Origin of the sequence: Aeromonas sp. S41-2, from assembly GCF_027705845.1 — a bacterium.
In the GTDB taxonomy this organism is placed as follows: Bacteria; Pseudomonadota; Gammaproteobacteria; order Enterobacterales; family Aeromonadaceae; genus Aeromonas; species Aeromonas hydrophila.
This window is the reverse complement of record NZ_JAPDCG010000005.1, coordinates 197215-222647: the sequence shown is the minus strand read 5'-3', so window position 1 is coordinate 222647 and position 25433 is coordinate 197215. Positions and strand designations below refer to the sequence as shown.

Sequence of the window (25433 nt, the reverse complement as noted above, 5' to 3'; positions counted from 1 at the left end):
TTTGTGGCTTGATGTTGTCTCTTTTGAGACCTCTTGTTATAACGAAAGGCTTCCCGCGCGACGGGCAACAAGGAGCAGTGTGATGTCGTGGGCCCTCCTCAGGCAGTTTCCTCCCCTGGTCTGGACCGTGATCCTGGGCACCTTCATGGTGCGCACCAGCTATTACATGGTTTGGCCGTTTCTCTCCATCTTGCTCTATCGGGAGTATGGCCTCTCGGCGACCGCCATCGGCGCCATGCTGGGGGCGACTGCGGCCATCTCCACCCTGGTCAGCTTCTATGGCGGCTGGCTGTCCGACAAGCTGGGGCGGCGCAACATCCTGCTGGCGGGTTGTCTGGTCTCGGTGCTCTGCTACGGCCTGCTCGGCTTCTCCCATTCGGTGCTGTGGCTCGGACTAGGGGTACTCGGCAGCGGCCTCTCCTCCGGGCTCATCGATGCGCCCGGCAAGGCGCTGATGGCCGACAGCCTGGCCTCGGCCAAGGCGCGCGAGCTGGCGCTGCACCTGCGTTACTTCCTGCTCAACTTGGGGGCGGCTCTGGGCCCCCTGCTGGGGGTGACCCTCGGCATCAGTGCCCAGCAGCAGACCTTCCTGCTGCTCAGTGGCAGCTATCTGCTGCTGGGGGCTGCCTTCCTCTGGGGATTTGCGCAAAGCAGGGTAATAGCGACCCACGGCAGCGAGCTGGGCTTGCGTGCGGCCATCAAGGTGCTGTGGCTGGACCGGGGCTTCTTGCTGCTGGTGCTGGCCAATCTGCTGATGAACCTGGTCTATTCCCAGTTCCACTCACCGCTGGTGCAGTATCTGACTAGGGCCGGGACCCCAGAGGTGGCGAGCCTCATCGCCCTTCTGGTGGCCACCAACGCCCTGACCGTGGTCTTGCTGCAATTCCCGCTGCTGCATCTCCTGGCCCGCTGGCCGGGCAAGGTGCGCCTGCAGGTCGGCATCACCCTGTTCTTGGGGGCTCAGGTGCTGTTTGCACTGGGGGATCCGCTGCAGTGGTCGCACTGGGTCGGGGCGGTACTGATGCTGAGCGTGGGGGAGACCATACTGTTTCCGCTGCTCAACGTGCTGATCGATCAGATGTCACCCTCGCACCTGAAGGGGAGCTACTTCGGCGCCGGTGCGCTGGCCGGGCTGGGGGGCGCCATCGGTGCTCTACTGGGGGGCTGGATCCTTGCCGTGTGGGGTGGTCAGGCGCTCTACGTGCTGATGGCGGTGCTCTGCCTGTTTACCTTCCTGCTCTATGAGTGGGGCGCCCGCATTGCGCGCCCGGAGCGGATTCGGGTCAGGCAGGATTGAACCTCAGTGGGTACTGTTCTGGTTGACCAGCTTCATCGCCTTCTTGGCGGCATACATGCGCTCGTCGGCCAGCCGGATCAGGCTGTTGCCCTCGTCGAACTGGACCGGCCCGGTCTGTACCAGACCGATGCTGAGGGTGACATCACTGATCTGCTCGGCCAGAGCGTTGGTCAGCCGCTGCAGGTAGACGTCTCTGGCCTGCTCTTCGTTGCAGTTGGGCAGGATCAGGCAGAACTCGTCCCCACCGTAACGGAAACAGCAATCCTCCGCTCGTGAGACCTTGCGAATGCAGTCGCCGACGATGCGCAGGATCTCGTCCCCGCGCTGATGGCCCTGGCTGTCGTTGATCTGCTTGAAGTCATCGATGTCGAGATAGGCGATGACTACCGGCTCTGAGCGGCGCTGGCAGGTACGCAGGGTGCGAGTCAGGTTCTCCTGCAGATGGCGCACGCTGAGCAGGCCGGTGAGGGCATCGGTCCGGCTCATCTCCTCCAGCTGCTGGGTGCGCTCGCGCACCTTCTCCTCCAGCGACTTGGCGTAGATCTCCGATTTCTCCTTGGAGGACTCGATCTCCGACACCAGGCTGCGAATATAGGTCTCGAACACCAGGGTGATGTCGAACAGGAACAGCTTGTCGAGGGCGGTCAGCATGGTGATGCGGTCCGGCTCATGGTCTATCTGGGTGAAGATATCCTCGATGAGCAGCCCCTTGAGGGTGTTGATGGCGGCCAGATAGAGCTTGGGTTCCACTCCAATCCGCTTGTGCACCAGTCCGATCCGCAGCCGGTTGTTGACGTACTCCAGGTCGTACAGGCCGCTGAACAGGTCGAGAATGTAGCGGCGCTGGGCGGCCCGCAGCCGGGTGAGGGTGTCGGCGTCGCCGATCAGCAGGGCAATTTCGGTGATCCCGGTCTGCAGGGTGTAAAACTTGTCGACCAGGGCGTCGATGTGGGGTTCGATTTTGGGACGGTAGCTGGCGAGCAGGGCGAAATCCCGTTCATCCAGCAGCAACAGCTCCTTGCGATGAGCGATTTCGAACTCGGTGATCCGCATTTGTTCCAGCAGAGTCTGTTCGGTTGGATTCATGGCAGTTCCCTGAACGAAAATGAAAGCGCGCACGTTGTTATCTAACTGACAGTGTAGACATTAACAGCTGTGAACAGGTTTTCAAATGGCGCAGGATTGTTGCAGATCAATGCCTGCGCCCGGTTCTCGCACCGCTAGAAGGTCAACACCTTGTCGGCCGCCAGTGTCCACTGGGCCAGCAGCGGCAGGGTGCCTACCTCGATCCCCTCGATGAGCGGCAGCGCCGTGATGCCACGGGCATCGGTACAGGTCTTGCAAAGGCGGATGCTGATCCCCTGAGCCAGCAGGATCTCCAGCATCTGGCGCAGATTGTAGCCCTCGGCCGGGGCCTGGCCCGCCAGTGCGGCGCTGACCGCATCGGACATCAGAAATAGTTTCAGGTTGGCACCGCCCTGTTCGCGCAGGGCGATGGCCAGGCGCAGGGCATTGAACAGGGATTCGCTGCCGTAGGGGGCGCCGTTGGCGATGATGACAATCTCTTGATTCATAACAGACTCCTTCATGAAAGTAGCCATTGTAGGCCCATCGGCACCCGGTTGGCGTGATGTCGCACAAACTCTGTCGTAGCGGTTTGCCCGCGCCTTGACCCGGCTGGCCGAGTACGGTCTGATAGGCGGCCATCAAACATGACAGGGGAACGAGGTCGTTATGTGGAAGGTTTTCGGAATGAGCATGCTGCTGTTGGCCGGCCAGGCCTATGGCAGTGAGGCCGTTGGCTGCAAGGCGCGCCAGCAGGCCGTCAAGGATCAGCTGGTGTTTGCCAAGGCGCACGGCAATGCGGATCAGGTCGCCGGGCTGGAGCGGGCTCTGCGCAATATCGAGACTCACTGTACCGACGCCGGCTTGTTCAAGGAGCAGCAGCAGCGGGTGGCCGAGCTCAAGGAGCAGGTCAACGAACGGTTGGTCGAGCTGCAAAACGCCAGGGTGACGGGCAAGCCCGACAAGATCGCCAAGAAACAGGCCAAGCTGGAAGAGGCCCAGACCAAGCTGCTGGCCGCCCAGCGCGAGCTGGATGCCCTGAGCAAGCTTGCCAAACCCTGACTCATTGATGAAAAAAGAAGCCGGCGCAGTCCGGCTTCTTTTTTATCTCGAGTTTCCCGCCGGACTGGCTCAGCCGCTGCGCCGACCCACCATGTCGGCCGGCACCACCCAGGCATCGAACTGCTGCGCCGTCAGATGGCCGGAGGCGATGGCCGCCTCCCGCAGGCTGAGCCCCTCATGGTGGGCCCGCTTGGCGATCTCTGCCGCCTTGTCATAGCCGATATGGGGGTTGAGCGCCGTCACCAGCATCAGGGAGCGGGCCAGCAGCTCGTCGATGCGGGGCTGGTTCGGGGTGATGCCGACGGCGCAGTGGTCGTGGAAGCTCTGCATGCCGTCCGCCAGCAGCCGCACGCTCTGCAAAAAGTTGTGGGCGATCATCGGCCTGAACACGTTGAGCTCGAAGTTGCCGCTGGCGCCGCCGATGTTGATGGCCACGTCGTTGCCCATCACTTGGGCGCACAGCATGGTGAGCGCCTCGCACTGGGTCGGGTTGACCTTGCCGGGCATGATGGAGGAGCCTGGCTCGTTTTCCGGGATGAGCAGCTCTCCCAGCCCGCTGCGGGGACCGCTCGCCAGCCAGCGCACGTCATTGGCGATCTTCATGAGGGAGGCGGCCAGCGTCTTGAGGGCGCCGTGGCCATGGACCAGGGCATCGCTGGCGGCCAGCGCCTCGAACTTGTTGGGGGCGCTCACCAGCGGCAGGCCGGTCTGCTCGGCCAGGGTGGCGGCCACCGCGTCGGCGAAGCCGGGCGGGGTGTTGAGGCCGGTGCCGACGGCGGTGCCCCCCAGCGCCAGCTCGCACAGATGGGGCAGGGCGGCCCGGATATGGCGCTCCCCCTGCTCGAGCTGGGCGACCCAGCCGGAGAACTCCTGCCCCAGGGTGAGCGGGGTGGCATCCTGCAGATGGGTGCGGCCTATCTTGACGATGTCGTCGAAGGCCGCCGCCTTGCCGGCCAGGGTGGTGCGCAGGGTGGTCAGGGCGGGCAGCAGGTGCTGGGTGATGGTCGTGACGGCCGCCAGGTTCATGGCGCTCGGGAAGACGTCATTGCTCGACTGGCTCTTGTTCACCTCGTCGTTGGGGTGTACCAGCCGCCCCTCGCCACGGGTGCCGCCGAGCAGCTCGCTGGCCCGGTTGGCCAGCACCTCGTTGAGGTTCATGTTGGTCTGGGTGCCTGAGCCGGTCTGCCATACCCGCAGCGGGAACTCCTCATCATGCTGGCCGCACAGGATCTCGTCGGCGGCACTCATGATGGCCTGCGCCGTGCGGGCGGGCAGCAGCCCGTTGGCGTGGTTGACCCGGGCACAGGCCGACTTGATGCGGGCCAGGGCGTGGATCAGCGCCATCGGCTGGCGCTCGCCGGAGATGTCGAAGTGTTGCAGGGAGCGCTGGGTCTGGGCTCCCCACAGCCGATCGGCCGGCACGGCGATTGCGCCGAAGCTGTCGTGTTCAGTCCTGCTCTTCATCTCATCCTCCCTTCATTGCGAAAAAGGGGCGACATCCTGCGCCCCTGTGGGGTTTCAGCCGGTCAGCGCCATTCAGCTGCGCGGGTGAAACGGCGTCAGCTCGGCCAGCGGCGTGGCTGTGCTGAACTCCTGGGTGGTCTCGGCGTGCTTGAAGATTTTGAAGCCTTCGCCGCGGGCGCTCCAGTATTCGATGTGCTCGCCGCTTATCTGGAGCAGGCTCGCCTCGCGCAGAGCCACCACGTGTTCGCTCGGGTTGATGGCGCAGAACTCGGCCAGGCGCTCGTCGCGGGTCTCCCCCATGTGGCCGCTGATGCTGGCATCCAGATAGTGCGGATTGATCTGCAGCGGGAACAGCCCCAGTGCAGGCAGCACGGCGGCGCTGCAGACCGGCATGTCGTTGGTGGTGCGGATGCTGGGGGTCGCCACGTTGCAACCTGCGCTCCAGCCCACATAGGGCACGCCCCGCTCGCGCACGGCGCGCTGGATGGGCACCACCAGGCCGTTTTCGTGCAGCAGCTGGTTGAGGCGCCAGGTGTTGCCGCCGCTGATAAAGATGGCATCGGCATGGTTGATCGCGTCCACCGGGTCATCGAACTGATGGATGCTGATGGCCTCCACCCCCAGGCTCTCGCTGAGCTCCAGGGCGCGGGCATCCCAGTCGCTGCGGATCACCGCGTAGGGGATGAGCAGGATGCGCTTGACCTGTTTGCGGGCGAGCAGGGTCTGCACCCGATCCCGGGCCCAGCCGAGCAGGCCCGGGCATTCGGTGGCTTTGCCGTTGCTGAGAAGAAGCAGTTCCATGAAGCGTGTCCTCGATAAGTGAAAGCGCGAAGAGGTCACCGGCCCCAGGCCGGGTGACGGAAGCCCCCATTCTAGCCCGATCGCTGCTCGGGTTCTGTGATCGATGGCGCCATGTACCCTGATGAGGCCGTTTTTTGACCGCCAGATGCAACAAACCCCGGCATGCCGGGGTTTATTGTTGCAGCGGATGGGTCAGCTGGCGCTGGCTGGAGCAATCTGGAACTCGGGCTGCTGGCGCAGCTTCCACAGCTCAATCCACTTGCGGATGGCCGACACCAGGATGACGGCGCCGAGCCCCAGCATCAGCAGCGAGATGCCGCCGTTGAGCAGGTTGTAGCCCTTGGCTTCGGGGTTGAAGTAGACGTGGCTGACCATCCAGTAACCGGCGTAGTTGACGGTGACGAACAGGTAGGCCAGCGGGATCAGGCAGGTCAGCATGTAGCGGTGCTTGCTGGCCAGTCGCAGGATGATGGTGGCACCGATGATGAGACCCACCGAGGCCATCAGCTGGTTCGAGACCCCGAACAGCGCCCACACAGATCCGATATCGCCGGACATCAGCAGATACCCCCACATCACGCAGGCGAGCACGCTGGCCCCGATGGCGCCCGGCATCCAGTCGATGCGCTTGAGGGGCGGATAGAACTCGCCGAAGAAGTCCTGAATGAGGTAGCGGGAGACCCGGGTGCCGGAGTCGACGGCAGTCAGGATGAAGACCGCTTCAAACATCACCACGAACTGGAAGAAGTAGGAGGCGAGGTTACTGAACCAGGGCACCTTGGTGAAGATGTAGGACATGCCTACCGCCAGGGTGACGGCGCCGCCGGTGCGACCGTTCAGATCCATGCCGATCTCCTGGGAGAGGAACGGCAAGTCCACCACCTGCATCCCCAGCTTGGCGAAGGCCTCCGGGGTGGCGTTGATGGCAAAGTAGTCGGCCGGGTGCAGGGCGGTGGCGGCGATCAGCGCCATCACGCCCACCACGCACTCGGCCAGCATGGCACCGAAGGCGACCGGCAGGATGTCGCTCCACTTGTCCACCAGTTTCGGGGTGGTGCCGGAGCCGATGAAGGCGTGGAAGCCGGAGATGGCGCCGCAGGCGATGGTGATGGAGATGAAGGGCCAGACCGGGCCGCCCAGCACCGGGCCGCCGCCGTGGACGAACTGGGTCATGGCGGGGAACTGGATCTCCGGGTTGATGCAGATGACACCGATGACCAAAGCGCCGAACACACCGATCTTCATAAAGCTGGAGATGTAGCCGCGCGGGGTGAGCAGCAGCCAGACCGGCAGCGCGGTGGCGAAGAAGGCGTAGACCGGCAGCGCCAGACTGATGGTCTCGGCACGCAGGGTCAGCCAGGCACCGAAGGCGCTCTCTTGCACGTAGGGGCCGAAGAAGACACAGGCCAGCACGGCGATGAAGCCCACCCAGGAGGCGGCTTGCAGGTTGCCGGTCAGCTTGTGCCAGATCCCCACCACCATGGAGATGGGGATGGTCATGAACACCGCGAACACGCCCCAGGCGTTACGCTCCAGCGCGTGTACCACCACCATGGAGAGACCCGCCATGGTGATGGTGATGATGAACAGCATGGCAAGGCCGGTACACCAGCCGGCGATGGGGCCGAGCTCGGCCTTGGCCACCTCGGAGAGGGACTTGCCCTGATGCTTCATGGAGGCGAACAGCACGACTGTGTCGTGCACCGCGCCGCCGATGACGCAGCCGATCAGCAGCCAGAGAAAGCTCGGCAAGTAGCCGTACTGGGCGGCCAGGACCGGGCCCACCAGCGGGCCGGCGGCGGCGATGGCCGCGAAGTGCTGGCCGAAGTTGACCCACTTGTTGGTCGGCACGTAGTTTTTGCCATCCTCCAGCTGGTGGGAGGGGGTGACCAGCTTGTCGTCGGCCATCAGTACCTTGCGCACAAAGAACACGCCGTAGAGGCGATAGGCGATGGCGAGGATGCAGAGGGCCGCAATGACGAAGGTGATTGCGTGTTGCATGACGGAGTTTCCTTTTCCTGCGGCCAATCCGGCCGGGCTCAGGCTGCACTCTACGCAGGCGGCAGGGAAAGGGGAGCGCAGAAAAGGTCAGTGGCAGAGGGCCGCCTGCGAGCGGCAGAAAAGCGGCCCCGAGCGGTTTGAGGTGTAAGCCGGCGGGGTGAGTGGTAACGGGCAGAGCAGGAGCGGAGTGAGTGGCCCGCTCCTCAGGGGATCTCCAGCAGCTCCTTGAGGGGCTTGAGGTAGCGGCGGCTCACCGGCACCTTGTGGCCGCCCTGGGTCACCACCTCCGCCAGGCCGCCGTCGAGCAGCAGGATCTCGCGGATCTGGCCCGGGTTGAGCAGGTACTGGCGGTGACAGCGCACGAAGCCGGTCTTCTCCTCCAGGGTGCGCAGGGTCAGCTCTGTGGTGCCCTGCTGCTGGGCGCTCACCACCTTGTTGCCGGCCAGATCGCTGTGGACGAACTCCACCTCGCCAAGGGGCAGCAGCAGGATGCGGTTGTGGCCGCAGCAGGGGATGCTGCGCAGGGGCTGGGCGATACGGGTGGGATCCGGCAGCGGCTGGCCCGCCAGCTCACCCTTTGGCGAGAGCAGCCGCTGGATGCGCTCCAGCGCCTTGTTCATCCGTTCGCTGGTGACCGGTTTGAGCAGGTAGTCGAGGGCGTTCTCTTCGAACGCGCGCAGGGCAAACTCGTCGTAGGCGGTGATGAAGACGATGTGGGGGCGCAAGTCCGGATCCAGCATGCTCACCAGCTCCAGCCCGCTGATGCGCGGCATCTGGATGTCGAGAAACAGCAGGTCGGGTTTGAGGCGGTGGATGGCGGGCAGCGCCTCCATGGCGTGGGCACACTCCCCCAACAGGCGGATGTTGCCCGCCTGCTCCAGCAGCAGCCGCAGCTCCTCGCGGGCGAGGGGTTCATCGTCGACGATAAGGGCGGTCAGCATGGGCTCTCCTGCAGGGGAAGGGTGATCCTCACCCGGGTGGATTGATGGGGCTCGCAGTGAATGGCGACCCCGTACTCGGCGCCGTAACGGGCCTTGATGCGCCGGTCCACTATGTTCATGCCAAGGCCGCTCTCCTCCCGTTTGGCCTGATAGAGGCCGGCGTTGTCACAGACCTCCAGCACCAGCTGCTCACCCTCCTGCCGCGCCGTCAGGGTCAGCCGGCCCGGCTCGAACATTTGGGAGATGCCGTGCTTGATGGCGTTCTCGACGATGGGTTGCAGGGAGAAGGTGGGCAGCCGGTACTCCAGCAGCGGATCGGGGATGTCGATCTGCACGCTCAGGTGCTCGGCGAAGCGGGCCTGCTCGATGTGCAGGTAGGCGTTCACGTGCTCCAGCTCGTCGGCCAGGGTCACCTCGTCCCCTTGGCGCTTGAGGTTCTTGCGAAAGAAGGTGGAGAGGTGATGCACCAGGGTGCGGGCATCCTCGGGGTCGCGCCGGATCACCGCCGCCAGGGTGTTGAGGGCGTTGAACAGGAAGTGCGGGTTGATCTGCGCCTGCAACAGCTTGATCTCCGACTGGGCCAGCAGCCGCTTCTGCTCGTTGTATTTGCCCGCCAGGATCTGGCCGGAGAGCAGCCGGGCAATCCCTTCCCCCAGGGTGCGGTTGATGGAGGAGAAGAACTTGCGCTTGGGCTCGTAGAGCTTGATGGTGCCCACCACGGAGCCCTCTTCCCCCCGCAGCGGAATGACCAGCGAGGAGCCGAGCCGGCACTGGGGATGCAGGTTGCAACTGTAGGGGATCAGGTTGCCGTCGGCATAGACCACCTCGTTGTGCTGGATCGCCTTGAAGGTGTGGGCCGAGTTGATGGCGGTGCCCGGCAGGTGGTGATCCTCGCCTATGCCGATGAAGGCGAGCAGCTTCTCCCGATCGGTGATGGCCACCGCGCCCACTCCGGTCTCCTCGTAGAGGATGCGTACCATCTGCTGGCACGCCTGCTGGGTGAAGCCCTTGTCCAGCACCCGCATTGCCCGCTCGGCGATCTTGAGGGCGCGGGCGGAGAAGGCGACCGAGTACTTCTCCAGCATGGCGCGGTGATCGAGGATCATCCGCATGAACATGGCGGCCCCCAGGGTATTGGCCACCAGCATGGGGGCGATGATGTTCTCGATGAGGTGGACGGCGTCGTCAAACGGGCGGGCCACCAGCAAGATGATCCCCATCTGCATCAGTTCGGCGATGAGGGCCACAGATCCCACTACCCAGGGGCTGAACAGCAGGTCGAGCCGGTGGCGGGCGACGAAGTGGCGGTGCACCAGGCCGCCGAGCAGCCCTTCGGCGATGGTGGAGAAAGTGCAGGCGAGCGCGGTGAAGCCCCCCAGCGAATAGCGATGGATGCCGCCGGTCAGCCCCACCAGCAGCCCCACCACAGGGCCGCCGACGATGCCCCCCAGCACGGCGCCGATGGCGCGGGTGTTGGCGATGGAGTCCTCGACTCTCAGGCCAAAATAGGTGCCCATCACGCAGAAGCCGGAGAAGATGAGGTAGCAGAGGATCTTGTGGGGCCAGCTCAGGGTCACCTGAGTGAGCGGCATGAACAGCGGCGTCTTGGAGAGCAGCCAGGCGATCACCAGATAGACGCACAGCTGCTGGAAGAGAGATATCACGAGCGCGAATTGTTCGAAAGCCACGGCACACTATCTCGAAAGGGGATGCTCATCCAATGGACGCGGAGTATTAGCAAACCCCGATTTGCGCTGCAAGCCGCGGGCGCCGGAATAGCGCGCCTGCGCACAGATTTGCCGGCACCCTGAGCCAAAGGCATCCCTCTGAATGGCACTATGACCACAAACACAAGGGCCCGCAGGCCCCTTGTGTGTTGTGCAGCACACTGTCAGTCGAGTTTGAAGTCGACCCACACCAGGCGGTGATCCGAGCTGACGCCCTTGGCGATGCCGAGCTTGGCGTCATACACCAGGTGGTAGCCCGGCTCGAAGCTGGCCGGCCAGAACACGCCGGAGGCGACCGTGTTCAGGTTGGCGGAGGGCAGCACGTGGTCGAGCTGCAGGCCGCTGCTGCTGGTGATGCGCTCCGGGGTGGGACGGTTGTTGTTGCGCTTGCACTGATCCGGCTGGCTGGCGAGGCACTCGGGGCCGCCCTGGCTGACCGGGATCAGGGCGCCGTTGGTGACGGCCTGGTTGACCAGCACATGGTTGTGCAGATCCTGAATGGCGGTGAGATCCCCATCGCCAATCTGGGGATCGGCGTTGAGATCGCCGGCGATGACGAACTTGGCACCCGCGGGCAGGCCACCGGCCTTGCCGGCGTCATCCACCATGTAGCTGGCGGTCTCCACGTAATCCTGCCAGAAGGCGACTTCGGCCCGGTTGTGCTTGACGTTGTGGCGCGCCGCGTTGCCGAAGATGGGCGGGGTCGGGTGGGAGATGAGGAAGTGGATCACCTCCTCCTTGTTACCGCGCTTGATGCGCACCGGCACGTCGGCGTGGTTCTTGGACGAGAGCGGGAAGGCCTGCCAGGCGGCGTCGTCATACCAGGCATCGCCGCACTGGCGGCCAGCCGGGATCGGCGCCTTGGCATTGTTGCAGTCGTCGATGACGGGGTTCACTTCGCCCGGCATGTCCTTCCACTTGAATTTCTGGAAGGTGCGGATCTGCTTGGTATCGATGGGGTACTGGGACATCACGGCGAAGGCGTACTGGCCGTGGTAGTTGCCAAAGCCCCAGGCGTCGTCCGGCCCGTTGTTGACCTTGCCGTCCAGATTGAGGTCATGGCCGCTCATCAGACCGGTGTTGGTGGCGAAGTTCTGCAGCACCGGGTAGCTGATGGCCTTCACCTCGTCGTGTTGGGCGTGGGCCAGGTAGTTGTCGTTGAAGGCTTTGAGGTCCGTGGTGTCGCTGCCCTTGCCGTCATTGTCGAATTCGTTGAGCAGGAACACGTCCGGCCGGGTGCGCTGGATGATTTCGGCGATGTTGCGGATCTGCTGCACGTCAAGGGCCTTGGTCTTCTCGGCGCCGCTCAAGGTGCCGTCGGCGAGGCGGGCCAGCAGGGCATCCTGCTCGGTGCGACTGAGGGCCAGTTCACCGGCGAGCATGCCGGCGGCGGTGCGATCGAAGGAGAGGTTGAAGGTAGCGAAGCGAACCATGGGGGTCGGGGTCTCGGAGTCATTTTGGCTGTTACAGCCTGCCATCAATCCGAGGGAAATGGCAGCGGCCAGTAGGGATTTGCTGATATTTTTCATTGTAATATTCCGTAGCATCAATAAGTTATACCTTGCTCATGGGGAGCAAAGGCGTGCCCATTATAGGGATCCCGGCCAGCAGCCGGGCTCTGAATGGGCCAAAGTGTGAGACCATTCACAGAGCAAAAACGGGGAGGCGAGATGAGTCGGCGACAGACGGCCCTGGTGGTCGAGGGGGGCGCCATGCGCGGCATTTTCGCCGCCGGGGTGTTGGATGCGTTTCTGGCCAAGGGCCGCACGGCGTTTGATCACTGCATCGGGGTATCGGCCGGGGCGGTCAATCTGGCGGCCTTTCTGGCCGGTCAGCAGGGGCGCAACCACAACGTCATCACCGACTACTCCTGCCGCCCCGAGTTCATCAACCTGGCCAAGTTCTTGCGCGGCGGCCACTGGCTCGATCTCGACTGGCTGTGGGCGATCACCATCCGCGAGTGCCGGCTCGATCTGGCGCGCTTTGCCGCCAACCCGGTGCCGCTGACCGTGGTGACCACCCGGGTCGCGGACGGCCAGGCCGCCTACCTCAAGGCCAATGCCGCCGAGCTGGAGCAGCAGATCAAGGCCTCCTGCTCGGTGCCGCTGGTCTACCGGGATTTCGTGCGCATCGACGGGGAGGCCATGACGGATGGCGGGGTGGCCGACTCCATTCCGGTGCGCCACGCCTATGAGCAGGGGGCGCGCGACATCACTGTGGTGCTCTCCCGGCCGCTGGGCTATCGCAAGCGGGCGCCGCGCCTGCCCGCCCTGCATCGCTACCTGCTGCGCGAGACGCCGGCCCTGGCTCGCGCTAGCCTGTCGCGTCATCAAAGCTACAACGATGCCATCGACTTCATCCGCCAGCCGCCGGCCGATTGCTGCATCCGGGTCATAGTGCCGCCGGCGGGTTTTCGGGTCGGCCGCATGACCACCGACCGGGGGCGGCTGGAGCAGGGTTACCAGATGGGCTGGCAGGCGGCCCTCGACTATCTAGGGAGCGCTTAGGCGCGCTTTGCACACCATTGCGGCCCCGAACGGGGTCGCCACCATGAAAGCGCATGGCGATGGCGCAGCAGATCTGCGACGCGTCATTTCGCCCGGTCATTCCCCCTCTTGCGCGGCGGTGGCTGCACTCTGTTCGTCTGCTTAATATGTAGCTGGATAATTATTTGCGATATTTACAGCGAAATGGTCAGGATTGCCGCCATGAAAAAATATCACTATTAAGTTGTGCTAAATAATCCACGAGTCAATTTGTGACTGAATAATAAAGCGGTTGGGGAACTTTTCTGGTTGGTGATATTTGATACGCATCAATTTAAATAAAATCTGTTTCTATTCATATGTATAGTTCAACATAGCTTATGCGAAATAGATTATTCGCTGCGGGTTGAATCTGTTTACATCAATGGCGAATTGATAGCCTGACTTCATCTCGGCTACTGTCCCCTCTCGATTCGTTTGGGTAGCAAACGGATACAAAAATAATAACGACAGAGACTGGACGCATTGATAAAGAGTCATCTTTATTGATTTTAATCCTGCCAAAGGAGCCGGAATAATGAGTGGTTTATCTTCCCATCATATTGCCCAAAATATATTTGCCGAGCTGTTGCCTTATCGTCGCCGCTTCCCCGATCCCATTCTGGATCGGCAGCAGGAGGAAGCAGAGGTGGCCGCCATCCAGATCCCCCGTCTGCAGGCCTTCATCGAGCGGGGCGAGACCATCACCTGCGTGCTGCCCGCCTTCCCCACCAAGTCGCCCAATCCGAACAAGGTGCTGGGCACCCTGCCGGACATGGCGGAGCGGCTCTCCCTCAGCTTTCTCAATCACCTCTGCCAGCGCATCCAGCTGCACTACGCGCCCGGCATGCGGATCCTCATCTGCTCGGACGGCCACGTGTTCGGTGACCTCATCCGGGTGGCGGACCCGGCCATCGACGCCTATCAGGCCCATATCGAGCAGCTGATCCTGGAGCTGGGGGCGACCCACCTCGGGGTTTTCCACCTGGGCATGGTGGCGGGCATGGCCGAGTTTTGTGCCAGCCGCGACTTCGACACCCTGCGCGAGCAGCTGGTGGAGCGCTATGCCGAGCCGCTGGCACAGATCACGGAAGAGGTGAGAAGCACCGAGGAGGGCATTCGCCTCTATCGCGCCATGACCCGCTTCCTCTATGAAGACAGCCAGCTGCCCGACACCCCGCTCTCCAACACGGCGCTGCAGCGGGATGCCAAGGCGCGCACCCATGCGGTGATCCAGCGCAGCCGCGCCTGGGGCAACCTGCTGGCGGAGCGCTTCCCCGAGGCGATCCGTCTCTCCATCCACCCCCAGGCGAGCCACAGCCTGAAGATGGGCATCCACATGCTGCCGACCCGGGATGACTGGCTCACCCCCTGGCACGGGGTGGCGGCCAATCTGGATGGCCAGTTCGTGCTGATGAAGCGGCGCGACGTGCTGGCGATGGAGCATGAGCTGGTCCATATCCACGGCCGTCCGAGCCACTACCTGATCAACGGCAAGCAGGCCGCCGCCTGAGGAGTTTCCCATGACTGCATCCATCGTTACCCTCGGCGGCGAGCGTTGCCGCATCCTGCCACAGGCCCCGTTCGGCCTGCTGATTGAACCGGCCCGCAGCGCCCAGCCGGTGCAGAGCCTGGCTATCGAGGCGCTGCGTGAACTGGCCCGCCGCCACGGCGTGCTGATCCTGCGTGGGTTCGAGTCCGGCTTCACCGATCCCGAGCGGCTGACCCGCTACGGCGAGGGGTGGGGCGAGATCATGATGTGGCCGTTCGGCGCCGTGCTGGACGTGAAGGAGCACGAGAACGCCACCGACCACATCTTCGACTCCAGCTATGTGCCGCTGCACTGGGATGGCATGTACAAGCCGACCCTGCCCGAGTTCCAGCTGTTTCACTGCGTGCACGCGCCGGCGGCGGACGAAGGGGGTCGCACCACCTTCATCAATACCCGCCAATTGCTCAGCGAGCTCGACGGCGAGCGGCTGGCCCGCTGGGAGCGGGTGCACATCACCTATCGCATCAAGCAGGTGGTGCACTACGGCGGTCAGGTGCGCTCGCCGCTGCTGGTGCCCCATCCGGTGAGCGGCGAGACGGTGCTGCGCTACAACGAGCCGCCGCGCGAGGGGGTGCGTTTTCTCAATCAGCATGCCCTCGAGATTGAGGGGGTGGCACCCGGTGAACAGGCCGCCTTCCTGCAGGATCTGCACCAGCGGCTCTACGATCCGCGCTACTTCTATGCCCACCAGTGGCAAGGGGGGGACGTGGTGATCGCCGACAACCTCGGTCTGCTGCACGGCCGTGAGGGGTTCACCGCCCGCTCCGCCCGCCACATCCAGCGGGTTCACATCCAGGCCAGCCCGGTCTGTCTCAACCCGGCGCTGGCGCCGCAAGGGGCGGCGTGATGGCGACCCTGTTGCTGGCGGCCACCGCCACCCCGGGCCATGTCAATCCCATGCTGGCGGCGGCCCGCCTGCTGGTGGAGGAGGGGCATCGAGTGCTGATGCTGTGCGGCGCCCTGTTCGAGCAGCGCATCCGCGCAGCCGGCGCTGAATTCGTGCCCTTCGCTCCCGAGGTGGACTTTGACTACCGGGCGCTGGAGCGGCATTTTCCCGAGCGGGCCAGCCTGAGCGGCACCGCCCAGATGGCGCTGGCGCTCAAGCGCTTTTTTGCCGCCCCCATGGCGCAGCACGACAGCCATCTGCGGGCGCTGATCGCGGCGGAGGGGGTGGATCTGCTGCTGGTGGAGAACGGCTTCTACGGCGTGCTGCCGCTGTTGCAACAGGGGGACGGGCGGCGCCTTCCCATCCTGATGCTGGGGGTGAACCCGGTCTCCTTCTCGAGCCCGGATGCCATCTTCTACGGCCCGCGCATTCCTCCCGAACTGCGCCGCTCCCTTGGCGAGCTGCCCTGGCTCGATGAGCCGACCCGGCAACTGCAAAGGGAGGTACAGCAGAGCTTCGATGCCGCGCTGGCCGAGGCGGGGGCGCCGCCGCTGGCGGCCCCCTTCACCGATGTGATGGTGACGGCCCCCGATGCCTTTTTGCAGCTCTCCTGCGCCGGCTTTGAATACGAGCGGCCGGAGCTTGAGGGGGTGATCCGTTATGTCGGCCCGCTGCTGCCACCCCGGCTTGAGCTGACGCCACCGCCCTGGTGGGAGCGGCTCGATGAGCGGCCGCTGGTCATCGTCAGCCAGGGCACCCTGGCCAACGTGGATCTGGGGCAGTTGCTGCTGCCGGCCCTGCAGGGGCTGGCCGGCGACGAGCTGCAACTGCTGCTGACCACCGGCGGACGGGATCCGGCGCGGCTGGACGCCGCCGTTCCGGCCAATGCCATCGTCACCGAACACGTGCCGTTCGAGCTGGCGCTGCCCCGCGCCGCCGTGCTGGTGACCAACGGTGGTTATGGCTCGGTGCAGGCCGCGCTGGCGCACGGGGTGCCGCTGGTGGTGGCGGGCACCGGGGAGGACAAGGCGGAGGTGGCCACCCGGGTGGCGTGGAGCGGTGCCGGCATCAATCTGCACAGCAACGAGCCGACGGCAGACGCGGTGGCGGCGGCGGTGCGCAAGCTGGTGCACGAGCCGCGCTATCGGGCCAGGGCCCGGCTGCTGGCCGACGAGATGGCCACGCTCGATGCCCGCGCAGCCATCGCCGGGGCAGTGACGGCCCTGCTCGGCGGCCAAGGGTGATCCCGTGATGAAACAGGGGGGCTCGATGGCCTCCCTGTTGTTCAGCTTGCGCTCAGTTTGTGGCTGCTAGGGTGGCAAGGGTGACAAGAGGCGGCGTCAGCGGCGTCGGATGCGCTTTTTCATGCAAAAAGAGCGATCCCGACGTTGAATTTTTGGCCGACTCAGGAAAGAATGCGCGCTCGGTAATCGACCTCGGACGCAAGGTGACTCGTCACGGGCCAGACCGAGGATGAAATGGCCGTCGGCCAACTTGGTACAGGAAACCACACAGGAATTTTATGAATCCCCTTCGCACTGCCGCTTCGGCTCTTTTATGTACTCTGGCGCTGGTCAGCCAGCAGGCCGCCGCCGTTGAATACCAGCTGCCTGCAGCCAACAGCCGTCTGATCGGTGAGAACCAGGAGTACGTGGTACCCGCGGACAATCGTCCGCTGGAGCAGATCGCCTCCGACTTCCAGTTGGGTCTGACCAACATCATGGAAGCCAACCCGGGTGTCGACCCCTACCTGCCCAAGGCGGGCAGCAAACTGGTCATCCCCCATCAGCTGATCCTGCCCAACGCTCCCCGCGAAGGGATCGTCATCAACGTGGCTGAGATGCGTCTCTACTACTACCCGAAAGGCAAGAACGTGGTGCAGGTGCTGCCCATCGGCATCGGCCAGCTGGGGGTCAACACCCCGGAGAACTGGATCACCAAGGTGGAGCGCAAGCGCGCCAACCCGACCTGGACCCCGACTGAAAACATCCGTCGCCGCTACGCCGCCCAGGGCAAGACCCTGCCGGCAGTCTGGCCGGCCGGTCCGGACAACCCCATGGGCCTGCACGCGCTCTACATCGGCAACCTGTACGCCATTCACGGCACCAACGCCACCTTCGGCATTGGTCTGCGGGTGAGCAGCGGTTGCGTGCGTCTGCGCGCCGACGACATCAAGTACCTGTTCGACAACGTGCCGGTCGGCACTCGCGTCCAGTTCGTCAACCAGCCGGTCAAGACCACGGTCGAGCCGGATGGCGGTCGCTACATGGAAGTGCACGAGCCGCTGTCACGCAACGAGGAGGAGTTCAACTCCACCGCCTCCGTGCCGCTGCCCATGACCCAGGCCACCACCCGCTTCATCGCCCACATGGACAGCGACGCCAATGTGGTCAAGCAGGTGCTGGAACAGCGTACCGGCATGCCGACCCGTCTCAACCCGCAGGTCTGATGACCGGGGAGACTGGCTAATGCACAACGGCGACCATGAGGTCGCCGTTGTTGTTTCTGGCACAGCCACCGGTTATCAGCTGGCGGGAGGCGCATAGAGGGCCAGCCAGTTGCCCTCGGTATCTTCGATGATGACCCGGCAGCCATGGCCGCTGCCGATGCTGTGCAGGGGCTCGAGCACCCGTCCGCCGATGCTGGGCACCAGCTGTTCGGCCTCCTGCAGGCGCTGGCCAAGGGCGAGGTAGATGAGGGGGCCCGTGTGCCCCGGCTGGTGGTACTTGTCCATGGGGCCGAGACAGGCCGCCGCGTTGTTGCCATCGTGGCGCAGCATGGCGAAGCGGATCTCCTCCTGTATCGGCGTGACCGGCACGTCGAGCAGAACCGAGTAGAAGGCCATTGCACGATCCAGATCCCGTGTCGGAATGTCGGCCCAGACCAGGGTATTGTCCATCTTGGTGATCTCCAGCATGTTCCGGCCGATGCGACCGGCGGCGCTGTTCCTTGCTGACGGCCTCTCGCGGCAGCTCGCAGGCAGCTTCCTAGAGGTTAGGAGCAGCCCATGAGGGGCGCCAGAGCTAAAAAAGCGGCGCCTGATGGCGCCGCTTTCGGGTGGGGAACTGGAGGTTTTTTCCCTCGATATACAGTTACTTGCCGGCGATGCTCAGACCGCCGAAACGAATAAGAGGCGCATAGAAGCTCTTGCCGTCGTCGTGGTGCAGCACGTTGGCGACCGCTTCCAGCTCACCCAGCAGGCGATAGAAGTTGCCCGCCACCGTGATGCCGCGCACCGGTGCCACCCGCACGCCGTCCCGGCACAGGAAGCCGGAGGCGCCGAACGAGAAGTCGCCGCTCACCGCATCGGCGCCGGAGTGCAGGCCGTCCAGCTTGACCAGCTCCAGGTACTCGCCGCCTTGCGCCTCGGCCTCGCTGTGGGGGCCGAGCCCGAACACCAGGTGGCGCGGGCTGACGTCCAGCGCACTGCGGGCGCTGCGCGCCGCCGAGCCGTTGCTGGCCAGGCCGAAGTGGTGGGCGGTGGCGCTGTTGTGCAGCAGGGTTTTGAGCTCCCCTTCGCCGATCAGCAGCAGATCCCGGGTGGGGGCACCCTCGCCATCGAAGGCCTTGATGTGCATGCCGCCCGGCATATAGGCCCGGCTCTCCAGGGTGAGCCAACGGGAGGCCACCGACTGGCCCAGCTTGTCGCGCCAGGGGTTGATCCCCTGCTGGGCCCATTTGCCTGACAGTGCGGCCTGGAAGCAGCCGAACAGGCTGGCCAGGGCATTGGTGTCGAAGATGGCGCTGTAGTGGCCGCTCGGCACCGCGTCCCCCGCCAGCAGGCCGTCGGCCACGGCGTGGATCTGGCGGATGAGGGTCTGGCTGTCCAGAACATCGAAGCGGCGCTCATACTGCCCCTGAGAGAACATGGACTGACGGCCGTCGCGCTCGATGAGGGCGGAGCTGTAGCAACCGACGCTGAACGCCTGATGCTGGCAGAGGCTGCCCTGGCTGTTGGCAAGCCACAGCCGGCCCTCTCCCTCGAAGAAGCTGTTGTAGGGAGCGCCGGTCACGTCCGGCAGCGCCAGCATGTCCGACTCGAGGCGCAGGGCCAGGGCAATCTTCTCCTCCACTGGGGTGGTGTCGGGCTGATTGATCTCGGCGCAGTCGGTGGTGAGCCGGCTCTGCTGCACGGCGATGGTCTGATCCGGGTCCACCTTGGCGAAGCGGCTGGCATCCAGCGCATCCTGCAGCATGGCGGCCAGTGCCGACTCGTCGAGGGACTCCGAATAGGCGATGCCGACCCGGCCCTCTTTTATCAGCCGAATGCCGATCTGCTGGCTGCTGGTGACCTTGTATTCGCTGAGCTCGCCCTTGTCGGCCTTGAGGGAGAAGGCCTTGTCCTGGTTGGCGATGATGTCCGCCTCGGCCCCAAGATCGGCGACCTGGTCCAGCAGACGGGCAAGCAGTTGGTTCATATCGAGTTGGCTCATCAGGCGTTCCCTCCGACCAAAATGCTGTCAACCTTGAGCGGCGGCTGGCCGACTGAAACGCGAATGAGGCGGGTGATGGAACCGCACAGAGTGTAATGGATGTTCATCAGGCGTTCCCTCCGACCAGAATGCTGTCAACCTTGAGCGGCGGCTGGCCGACCGAGGCGGGAATGGAGCCTGAGACCGAGCCGCACATGCCGGCGGAGAGGGCCAGATCGCGCCCTACCATGGAGATCTCCTTCAGTACCTGCGGGCCGGTGCCGATCAGGGTGGCCGACTTGAGCGGCCTAGTGATCTTGCCCCCCTCGATGAGGTAGGCCTCCTGCACGTTGAAGTTGAACTCGCCGGTGCCGGGCTGCACCGAGCCGCCCCCCATCCGCTTGGCATAGATGCCGTGCTCCACGGTCGCCAGCATCTCGTCCAGGCTGTGATTGCCCGGCTCTATGTAGGTGTTGCGCATGCGCGAGGCCGGCGCGAACTTGTAGGATTCGCGCCGCCCTGAACCGGTACGGGCGTAGCCGGTGCGCAGCGCCCCCATCCGGTCCACCAGGAAGCCGGTCAGCACGCCATCCTTGATGAGCTGGGTGTGCTGGGTCGCCATTCCCTCGTCATCGACGTTGATGGAGCCCCAGGCGTTGCCCTGCAGCCCCTCGTCCACCGCGCTGACCGCCGGATTGGCGATGAGCTGGCCCATCTTGTCGTGGAACACCGAGGCCTTCTTGGCCACCGAGGTGGTCTCCAGCAGGTGGCCGCACGCCTCGTGGAAGATGACGCCGCCAAAGCCGCTCTCCATGATGACCGGCAGCTTGCCGCTCGGGCAGGGGGCGGCCCCCAGCTTCACCAGCGCCTGGCGGGTGGCGGTGAGGGCCAGCTCGCGGGGATCCACGCCGGCGGCGTGTTCCCAGCCCATCATGGCGCCGGGGGCTTCGTAACCCACGCTCTGTTCGCTGCCAAGGGCGGCGATGGTCTGGGCCATGATGCGGTTGTAGTGACGGCGATCGCTCACCTGCACCCCTTCGCTGTTGAAGATCTCCACCTCCTGCTCCCAGCCCAGCACGTTGCCGGCAAACTGGCTCACCTTGGTGCTCTCGGCGCGGGCCGCGGCATCCATGGCGTGCAGGTAGGCGATCTTCTGTTCCAGCAGCTTGTCGGCCGACAGCGGCAAGGCCACCGGGTTGCGATCGCTCAGGCGACTGAAATCGAAGGCGGTGGCGGTCACCACGGGATCACGCCGGTCCTTGGCCGCCAGCAGGCTGACGATGCGCAAGAGCTCATCACGGCTGGCCAGGTTGGTGTAGCCATAGAGCACCTTGTGGCCGTAGCACAGGCGCACGCCGATGCCGAAATCGAGGCCGCCGCTGATGTTTTCTATCTGGCTGGAGAGCAGGCTGAGCTGGCTGCGGCGCTTGCGCTCCACAAACAGCTCGGCGAAGTCGGCACCCAGCGCCAGCGCGTGATCGAGCACGTCGCGGGCGATGGCAGGGGCCAACAGGGAGAATGGGGTCATAGAATTTCCTTATTCTGGTCTGTCCGTTTGCTTCCGATACCCGGCTGTGATTGTTATGGGGTACCGTTTCCATTGTTGCAGACCAGCACAAAAAAGTCGCTATAGCGTCATGCGATGATACCGATTGAGAAAATCGGAGCGATTTATGCGCCCGGCAGCCCGAAACCCGGCCGCCGGTAGTCAGGGAAGCGTCGCCGCTGAGGTTTGTTCAAGGGGGCCTTTCAGCAGGTCTTTTTCGTCATGACGTGCGGGGAGAGGGCGATGGCCGGGGGCCATCGCCAGTTGTATCAGGCAACCCTGCGTGGCTGCTGGCTCACAGCAGCTCGTGGATTTCGCTCAGGATCTGGTCGACCCACTGCTCGATGCGGGATTCGGTCTGGTCGTACTGGTTGGCGTCGTCGAGCGCCAGCCCGACGAAGTGACGGCCATCGTCGATCAGTGCCTTGGAGGCATCGAACTCGTACCCCTCGTTGGGCCAGTAGCCCACCAGCTTGACTCCCTTGGGGACCAGCTGATCGTGCAGCAGGCCGAGGGCATCCTGATACCATTCGCCGTAACCCAGCTGATCGCCCATGCCGAACAGGGCGATGATGCGGCCTTCCAGCTCGACATCCTGAATGTCTTCCCAGCGGGATTCCCAGTCTTCCTGCAGCTCGCCGAAGTCCCAGGTGGAGATGCCCAGGATCAGGATGTCGTACTCCTGCATGAGGGTGAGGGGCACATCCTTGATGTTGTGGAGATCAACCAGCTCGGGGCCAATGAGGGCGCGGATCTTCTCGGCGGCCATCTCGGTGTAGCAGGTGGTAGAGCCGTAAAACAAACCTATCTTCATCGCTCTTCTCTTGATCGCAGTCGGCAATGGGAGCGGGCAACCGCAGGGTGGCGCCCGGGGGAGGGCGTCAGTCTAGCAGATTGGCCGGCGCGCTTCACCGCCTGGCGGGCGATGGACAACGGCAACTTGCGGCCGCGGTGGGTCGGCACGTTACAATGGGCCATGTTTCCCCTGAGCGCGGCGCACCATGAGCAAGTCTGAATCCCATCCCCTGATCGAGCCGTTTCTGGACGCCCTCTGGCTGGAGCGGGGTCTCTCCGACAACACGGTCAGCTCCTATCGCACCGATCTGGAAAAATTCTCCCTCTGGCTCGACGAGCAGGGTGGCTCCCTGCTGCTGGCGGGGCTGGACGACATCCAGCACTATCTCGCCTGGCGGGTGGACCAGCAGTTCGCGGCCAGCAGTACGGCCCGCTTCCTGTCGGCCCTGCGCCGTTTCTATCAGTATCTCAACCGGGAGAAGCTGCGCAGCGACGACCCCACCGTGCTGCTGGAGGGGCCCAAGCTGCCCAAAAAGTTGCCATCGGATCTCAGCGAAGCCGAGGTGGAGGCGCTGCTGCAAGCGCCGCTGGTGGACGAGCCGCTGGAGCTGCGGGACAAGGCGATGCTTGAGCTGCTCTACGCCACCGGGCTGCGGGTCTCCGAGCTGGTGGGGCTGACTGCCGAGCATGTCAGCCTGCGCCAGGGGCTGGTGCGGGTGGTCGGCAAGGGCAACAAGGAGCGGCTGGTGCCGATGGGGGAGGAAGCTGTGCACTGGCTGGAGCGCTACTACCGGGAGGCGCGTACCCTGCTGCTCGGCGGCACCAGCTCGGACGTGGTGTTCCCCTCCAAGCAGGCGCGCATGATGACCCGTCAGACCTTCTGGCACCGCATCAAGCTCTATGCCCAGCGCGCCGGCATCCAGGGCGAGCTCTCCCCCCACACCCTGCGCCACGCCTTCGCTACCCATCTGCTCAACCACGGCGCCGATCTGCGGGTGGTGCAGATGCTGCTGGGTCACGCGGATCTCTCCACCACCCAGATCTACACCCACGTGGCCAACGAGCGGCTCAAGGCGCTGCACGGCCAGCACCATCCGCGCGCCTAGGCGAGAGAGAGGCGGTCCTTCCCTTCCTGCTTGGCGCGATAGAGGGCGGCGTCCGCCTGGGCAAGCACCTGGGCGGGGGGCGCGTCCAGCGCCTCGGCCAGCCCGCCGCTGAAGGTGACGGTCAGGCCGGGCTCGCGCCAGTTCTGCTTGCCCATGGCGCGGCGCCACTGCTCCATCTGCTGATGGGCCTCCTTCAGCCGACCCTGTTCGAAGATGGCGACCAGCTCCTCGCCGCCAAAGCGGCAGAGGGTAGCCTTGCCTTCCAGCAGCTTGCTGCCGAGGGAGGCGGTACGCCTGAGCACGCTGTCGCCGGCGGGGTGACCATATTGGTCGTTGATCTGCTTGAAGTTGTCGATGTCGATGATGGCCAGCACATAGGGGGTATGCTGTTGGTGCAACTCGGCCAGCAGGGTGTCCATGTAGCGGCGGTTGTAGAGCCCGGTCAGGACATCGCGCTGGGCTTTTTCGCTCTCGGCCTGCATCTGGTCGGAAATCATGGTGATCTCCTCTTCCAGCTCTTCGATACCCGGAATGCGAGGGATGATGAGGGGCTGGCCCGGCGGGGTGATCCGCAGCTGGCGTACCACCTGCACCAGCATGCCGATGGTGTTTTCCAGGCGCTGATGGAAGATGACGGCCACCAGTATGTACATGGCGAGCGAGAGGAGCAGCCCGACCATCATGGTGGGCAGCAGCTCCTTGATGACGAAGGAGTTGCTGAACGGGTAGATGATGATGACCCGCCAGTTGGGGTTGTTGGTCAGGGTGTAGTAGGCGATCAGTTCATCATTGTCGCTCAGCAGGGAGCCGCTGCGTCCCTTGAGCTCGGCCAGCCGCTCGTCATCAAGCGGGGCGCCGTTCTTGAGGGGATCGCTGTGGGCTACCACGCTGTGGTTTTTCATGTCGTACAGCAGATAGCTTATCTGGCGCCCTCCCTGCAGCAGCCGGCCAATCCGTTGCGATATCTCCGACAGGTCGATATCGATGCCGATCACCGCCAGCAGCTCCCCTTGCCGGTTCAGTACCGCCCGTGACAGGGTGATGACGGGGACGTGCTGAATGGCGTCGAGGTAGGGGGCACTCCAGACGTTGATACCGGGGGTCTTGATCGCCGCCTGATACCAGTTGCGCCGGCTGGCATCGAACGAACCGGGAATGGGCAGATGGGCGAAGTTGACCAGCTTGTTGTCCCGCTGCACATAGTAAAGCCCCTTGAGCATGCTGCCGGTGCGGCTCAGTTGCTGCCACACCTGATGATGGCGCTGGCTGAGCACGGGGGGCAGGATGCCGTCATTGAGCTCGAGATCCGCCGCCAGAATGTTGATCTGTGCATCGACGGAGGCCAGTGCGCCATCCCACTGCTGGGCGGAGCTGTTGCTGAAAAACTCGAACCGGTTGCGCATCGTCTCCTGCTGCTTGGTGACGAACAGATAGCCGCTGCCGGCAGTCAGCAGCAGCAGTGGCAGGGCGAGCAGCAGCAGATATCGCAGGATGAAGCTGTGATGGGGCCTGGCTGTCACTGTGAGGGGGGGCATGATGGCGACTCCGGTAGCGAATGCGGTTCGGTTAGGCTCGATATTACGCCCGTTCTGTCGGGCGGGGAGGGTGGGCGGCCCATTTCGTGATGGCAGGGGCCTTCATGCGTCTTGCTGGTTGCCCTCAGTCTAACTTCTGGTATCAAAAAAACCGCCAGAAGGCGGTTTTTTTCGAATACACGACAGGAGCTGGCGCTTATTTTCCCTGCTGGGATTTGAGCAGATCGCGGATCTCGGTCAGCAGCTCCTGATCCTTGGTCGGGCCGGCCGGGGCCGCTTCCTCTTCCTGCTTGCGCTTGAGGGTGTTGATGGCCTTCAGCCCCATGAAGATGGCGAAGGAGATGATCAGGAAGTCGATGATGGTCTGGATGAACTTGCCGTAGGCGATGACCACGGCCGGGGTGCTCCCCTCGGCGGCCTTCAGGGTCACGGCGAGGTCGCTGAAGTCCACGCCTCCCAGGATCAGGCCGATGGGCGGCATGATCACGTCCCCGACGAAGGAGGAGACTATCTTGCCGAAGGCGGCACCAATGATGATACCGACCGCCATGTCGATCACGTTGCCTCTGGACGCAAAGGCCTTGAACTCTTGAATCAGACTCATTTTCCCCTCCAAAAATGGGCAGGGTACGGCCAGCGCCGCACCGGTATTTGAATAATTAAAGCTTCAGGAAAACAGAGGATGACCATCGTGTTTCCTGTCGTCCCGGTTAGCTTG

22 protein-coding genes are annotated in these 25433 nt (G+C 64.1%); 8 read left to right on the top strand and 14 right to left on the bottom strand.

Annotated features, from left to right (window positions below; genetic code table 11):
• Position 1 precedes the first annotated feature (1 nt).
• Positions 2 to 1297 (top strand): MFS transporter, encoded by a 1296-nt coding sequence (locus OKC44_RS13845; protein ID WP_270813489.1) that lies wholly within the window; start codon positions 2 to 4, stop codon positions 1295 to 1297.
• Positions 1298 to 1300: 3 nt separating this feature from the next.
• Here OKC44_RS13845 and OKC44_RS13840 read toward each other — a convergent pair whose 3' ends face one another.
• Together OKC44_RS13840 and OKC44_RS13835 are read right to left on the bottom strand one after the other, a co-directional pair.
• Positions 1301 to 2383, bottom strand: a complete 1083-nt coding sequence (locus OKC44_RS13840; RefSeq protein ID WP_043121007.1) for a protoglobin domain-containing protein — start codon at positions 2381 to 2383, stop codon at positions 1301 to 1303.
• Between the two features lie 134 nt (positions 2384 to 2517).
• Complete coding sequence (locus OKC44_RS13835; protein ID WP_049048204.1) at positions 2518 to 2871, bottom strand: DsrE/DsrF/TusD sulfur relay family protein; 354 nt, start codon at positions 2869 to 2871, stop codon at positions 2518 to 2520.
• A gap of 178 nt (positions 2872 to 3049) precedes the next feature.
• Between OKC44_RS13835 and OKC44_RS13830 the strand changes: the two genes are divergently transcribed.
• Positions 3050 to 3424: a DUF1090 domain-containing protein gene (locus OKC44_RS13830; RefSeq protein ID WP_045789162.1), complete on the top strand. Its 375-nt coding sequence runs from the start codon at positions 3050 to 3052 to the stop codon at positions 3422 to 3424.
• A 69-nt stretch (positions 3425 to 3493) separates the two neighbouring features.
• Here the strand turns inward: OKC44_RS13830 and fumC are convergent, their stop codons facing one another.
• The 6 genes from fumC to OKC44_RS13800 form a co-directional block, all read right to left on the bottom strand.
• Complete coding sequence (fumC, locus tag OKC44_RS13825) at positions 3494 to 4888, bottom strand: class II fumarate hydratase (protein WP_270813488.1); 1395 nt, start codon at positions 4886 to 4888, stop codon at positions 3494 to 3496.
• Between the two features lie 72 nt (positions 4889 to 4960).
• Positions 4961 to 5689, bottom strand: a complete 729-nt coding sequence (pepE, locus tag OKC44_RS13820) for a dipeptidase PepE (protein ID WP_219253771.1) — start codon at positions 5687 to 5689, stop codon at positions 4961 to 4963.
• A 192-nt stretch (positions 5690 to 5881) separates the two neighbouring features.
• Entirely contained in the window at positions 5882 to 7690 is a 1809-nt protein-coding gene (locus OKC44_RS13815; protein ID WP_270813484.1) for a carbon starvation CstA family protein, read from the bottom strand.
• Between the two features lie 203 nt (positions 7691 to 7893).
• Positions 7894 to 8631, bottom strand: a complete 738-nt coding sequence (btsR, locus tag OKC44_RS13810) for a two-component system response regulator BtsR (protein WP_270813480.1) — start codon at positions 8629 to 8631, stop codon at positions 7894 to 7896.
• A complete protein-coding gene (locus OKC44_RS13805) occupies positions 8625 to 10319 on the bottom strand; it encodes a sensor histidine kinase (protein WP_270813477.1) in 1695 nt (564 codons plus the stop codon). Before OKC44_RS13805 ends, btsR begins: the two co-directional genes overlap by 7 nt.
• A 203-nt stretch (positions 10320 to 10522) precedes the next feature.
• Positions 10523 to 11887, bottom strand: coding sequence for an endonuclease/exonuclease/phosphatase family protein (locus OKC44_RS13800; protein WP_270813474.1), 1365 nt, complete (start codon positions 11885 to 11887; stop codon positions 10523 to 10525).
• Between the two features lie 141 nt (positions 11888 to 12028).
• Here OKC44_RS13800 and OKC44_RS13795 point away from each other — a divergent pair, with 141 nt between their 5' ends.
• The 5 genes from OKC44_RS13795 to OKC44_RS13775 all read left to right on the top strand — a co-directional run bounded on the left by OKC44_RS13795 (position 12029) and on the right by OKC44_RS13775 (position 17770).
• Positions 12029 to 12865: a patatin-like phospholipase family protein gene (locus OKC44_RS13795; RefSeq protein ID WP_270813472.1), complete on the top strand. Its 837-nt coding sequence runs from the start codon at positions 12029 to 12031 to the stop codon at positions 12863 to 12865.
• A 556-nt stretch (positions 12866 to 13421) separates the two neighbouring features.
• Positions 13422 to 14396, top strand: a complete 975-nt coding sequence (locus OKC44_RS13790; RefSeq protein ID WP_011707054.1) for an L-tyrosine/L-tryptophan isonitrile synthase family protein — start codon at positions 13422 to 13424, stop codon at positions 14394 to 14396.
• 10 nt (positions 14397 to 14406) lie between these two features.
• On the top strand, positions 14407 to 15282 hold the full coding sequence (locus tag OKC44_RS13785) for a TauD/TfdA dioxygenase family protein (protein WP_270813470.1): 876 nt from the start codon (positions 14407 to 14409) through the stop codon (positions 15280 to 15282).
• Entirely contained in the window at positions 15282 to 16565 is a 1284-nt protein-coding gene (locus tag OKC44_RS13780; RefSeq protein ID WP_270813467.1) for a glycosyltransferase, read from the top strand. Before OKC44_RS13785 ends, OKC44_RS13780 begins: the two co-directional genes overlap by 1 nt.
• A 278-nt stretch (positions 16566 to 16843) precedes the next feature.
• Positions 16844 to 17770 (top strand): L,D-transpeptidase family protein, encoded by a 927-nt coding sequence (locus OKC44_RS13775; protein WP_270813465.1) that lies wholly within the window; start codon positions 16844 to 16846, stop codon positions 17768 to 17770.
• Between the two features lie 75 nt (positions 17771 to 17845).
• Here OKC44_RS13775 and OKC44_RS13770 read toward each other — a convergent pair whose 3' ends face one another.
• The 4 genes from OKC44_RS13770 to fldB all read right to left on the bottom strand — a co-directional run bounded on the left by OKC44_RS13770 (position 17846) and on the right by fldB (position 22093).
• Positions 17846 to 18238 carry a VOC family protein gene (locus OKC44_RS13770; RefSeq protein WP_270813463.1) on the bottom strand — a complete coding sequence of 131 codons (393 nt, stop codon included), beginning with the start codon at positions 18236 to 18238 and terminating at the stop codon, positions 17846 to 17848.
• Between the two features lie 175 nt (positions 18239 to 18413).
• The gene (locus OKC44_RS13765; RefSeq protein WP_270813460.1) at positions 18414 to 19754 is read right to left on the bottom strand and encodes a TldD/PmbA family protein; all 1341 of its coding nucleotides are present in this window, start codon (positions 19752 to 19754) and stop codon (positions 18414 to 18416) included.
• A 106-nt stretch (positions 19755 to 19860) separates the two neighbouring features.
• Entirely contained in the window at positions 19861 to 21261 is a 1401-nt protein-coding gene (locus tag OKC44_RS13760; protein ID WP_130631837.1) for a TldD/PmbA family protein, read from the bottom strand.
• Between the two features lie 313 nt (positions 21262 to 21574).
• A complete protein-coding gene (fldB, locus tag OKC44_RS13755; RefSeq protein ID WP_011707047.1) occupies positions 21575 to 22093 on the bottom strand; it encodes a flavodoxin FldB in 519 nt (172 codons plus the stop codon).
• Positions 22094 to 22280: 187 nt separating this feature from the next.
• Between fldB and xerD the strand changes: the two genes are divergently transcribed.
• Complete coding sequence (xerD, locus tag OKC44_RS13750; RefSeq protein WP_039215876.1) at positions 22281 to 23180, top strand: site-specific tyrosine recombinase XerD; 900 nt, start codon at positions 22281 to 22283, stop codon at positions 23178 to 23180.
• On the opposite strand, the gene OKC44_RS13745 is transcribed toward xerD, so the two are convergent.
• On the bottom strand, positions 23177 to 24715 hold the full coding sequence (locus OKC44_RS13745) for a sensor domain-containing diguanylate cyclase (RefSeq protein ID WP_270813456.1): 1539 nt from the start codon (positions 24713 to 24715) through the stop codon (positions 23177 to 23179). The genes xerD and OKC44_RS13745 overlap by 4 nt on opposite strands.
• A gap of 196 nt (positions 24716 to 24911) precedes the next feature.
• The gene (gene mscL, locus OKC44_RS13740) at positions 24912 to 25319 is read right to left on the bottom strand and encodes a large-conductance mechanosensitive channel protein MscL (protein WP_017409264.1); all 408 of its coding nucleotides are present in this window, start codon (positions 25317 to 25319) and stop codon (positions 24912 to 24914) included.
• Positions 25320 to 25433 lie beyond the last annotated feature (114 nt).

Coding starts and splice junctions, on each gene's coding strand:
- OKC44_RS13785 (WP_270813470.1), top strand. CDS start 14,407: ATGACTGCATCCATCGTTACCCTCGGCGGCGAGCGTTGCCGCATCCTG.
- OKC44_RS13760 (WP_130631837.1), bottom strand. CDS start 21,261: ATGACCCCATTCTCCCTGTTGGCCCCTGCCATCGCCCGCGACGTGCTC.
- OKC44_RS13835 (WP_049048204.1), bottom strand. CDS start 2,871: ATGAATCAAGAGATTGTCATCATCGCCAACGGCGCCCCCTACGGCAGC.
- OKC44_RS13770 (WP_270813463.1), bottom strand. CDS start 18,238: ATGCTGGAGATCACCAAGATGGACAATACCCTGGTCTGGGCCGACATT.
- pepE (WP_219253771.1), bottom strand. CDS start 5,689: ATGGAACTGCTTCTTCTCAGCAACGGCAAAGCCACCGAATGCCCGGGC.
- OKC44_RS13830 (WP_045789162.1), top strand. CDS start 3,050: ATGAGCATGCTGCTGTTGGCCGGCCAGGCCTATGGCAGTGAGGCCGTT.
- mscL (WP_017409264.1), bottom strand. CDS start 25,319: ATGAGTCTGATTCAAGAGTTCAAGGCCTTTGCGTCCAGAGGCAACGTG.
- OKC44_RS13775 (WP_270813465.1), top strand. CDS start 16,844: ATGAATCCCCTTCGCACTGCCGCTTCGGCTCTTTTATGTACTCTGGCG.
- fldB (WP_011707047.1), bottom strand. CDS start 22,093: ATGAAGATAGGTTTGTTTTACGGCTCTACCACCTGCTACACCGAGATG.
- OKC44_RS13815 (WP_270813484.1), bottom strand. CDS start 7,690: ATGCAACACGCAATCACCTTCGTCATTGCGGCCCTCTGCATCCTCGCC.
- fumC (WP_270813488.1), bottom strand. CDS start 4,888: ATGAAGAGCAGGACTGAACACGACAGCTTCGGCGCAATCGCCGTGCCG.
- btsR (WP_270813480.1), bottom strand. CDS start 8,631: ATGCTGACCGCCCTTATCGTCGACGATGAACCCCTCGCCCGCGAGGAG.
- OKC44_RS13795 (WP_270813472.1), top strand. CDS start 12,029: ATGAGTCGGCGACAGACGGCCCTGGTGGTCGAGGGGGGCGCCATGCGC.
- OKC44_RS13840 (WP_043121007.1), bottom strand. CDS start 2,383: ATGAATCCAACCGAACAGACTCTGCTGGAACAAATGCGGATCACCGAG.
- OKC44_RS13800 (WP_270813474.1), bottom strand. CDS start 11,887: ATGAAAAATATCAGCAAATCCCTACTGGCCGCTGCCATTTCCCTCGGA.
- xerD (WP_039215876.1), top strand. CDS start 22,281: ATGAGCAAGTCTGAATCCCATCCCCTGATCGAGCCGTTTCTGGACGCC.
- OKC44_RS13780 (WP_270813467.1), top strand. CDS start 15,282: ATGGCGACCCTGTTGCTGGCGGCCACCGCCACCCCGGGCCATGTCAAT.
- OKC44_RS13745 (WP_270813456.1), bottom strand. CDS start 24,715: ATGCCCCCCCTCACAGTGACAGCCAGGCCCCATCACAGCTTCATCCTG.
- OKC44_RS13765 (WP_270813460.1), bottom strand. CDS start 19,754: ATGAGCCAACTCGATATGAACCAACTGCTTGCCCGTCTGCTGGACCAG.
- OKC44_RS13790 (WP_011707054.1), top strand. CDS start 13,422: ATGAGTGGTTTATCTTCCCATCATATTGCCCAAAATATATTTGCCGAG.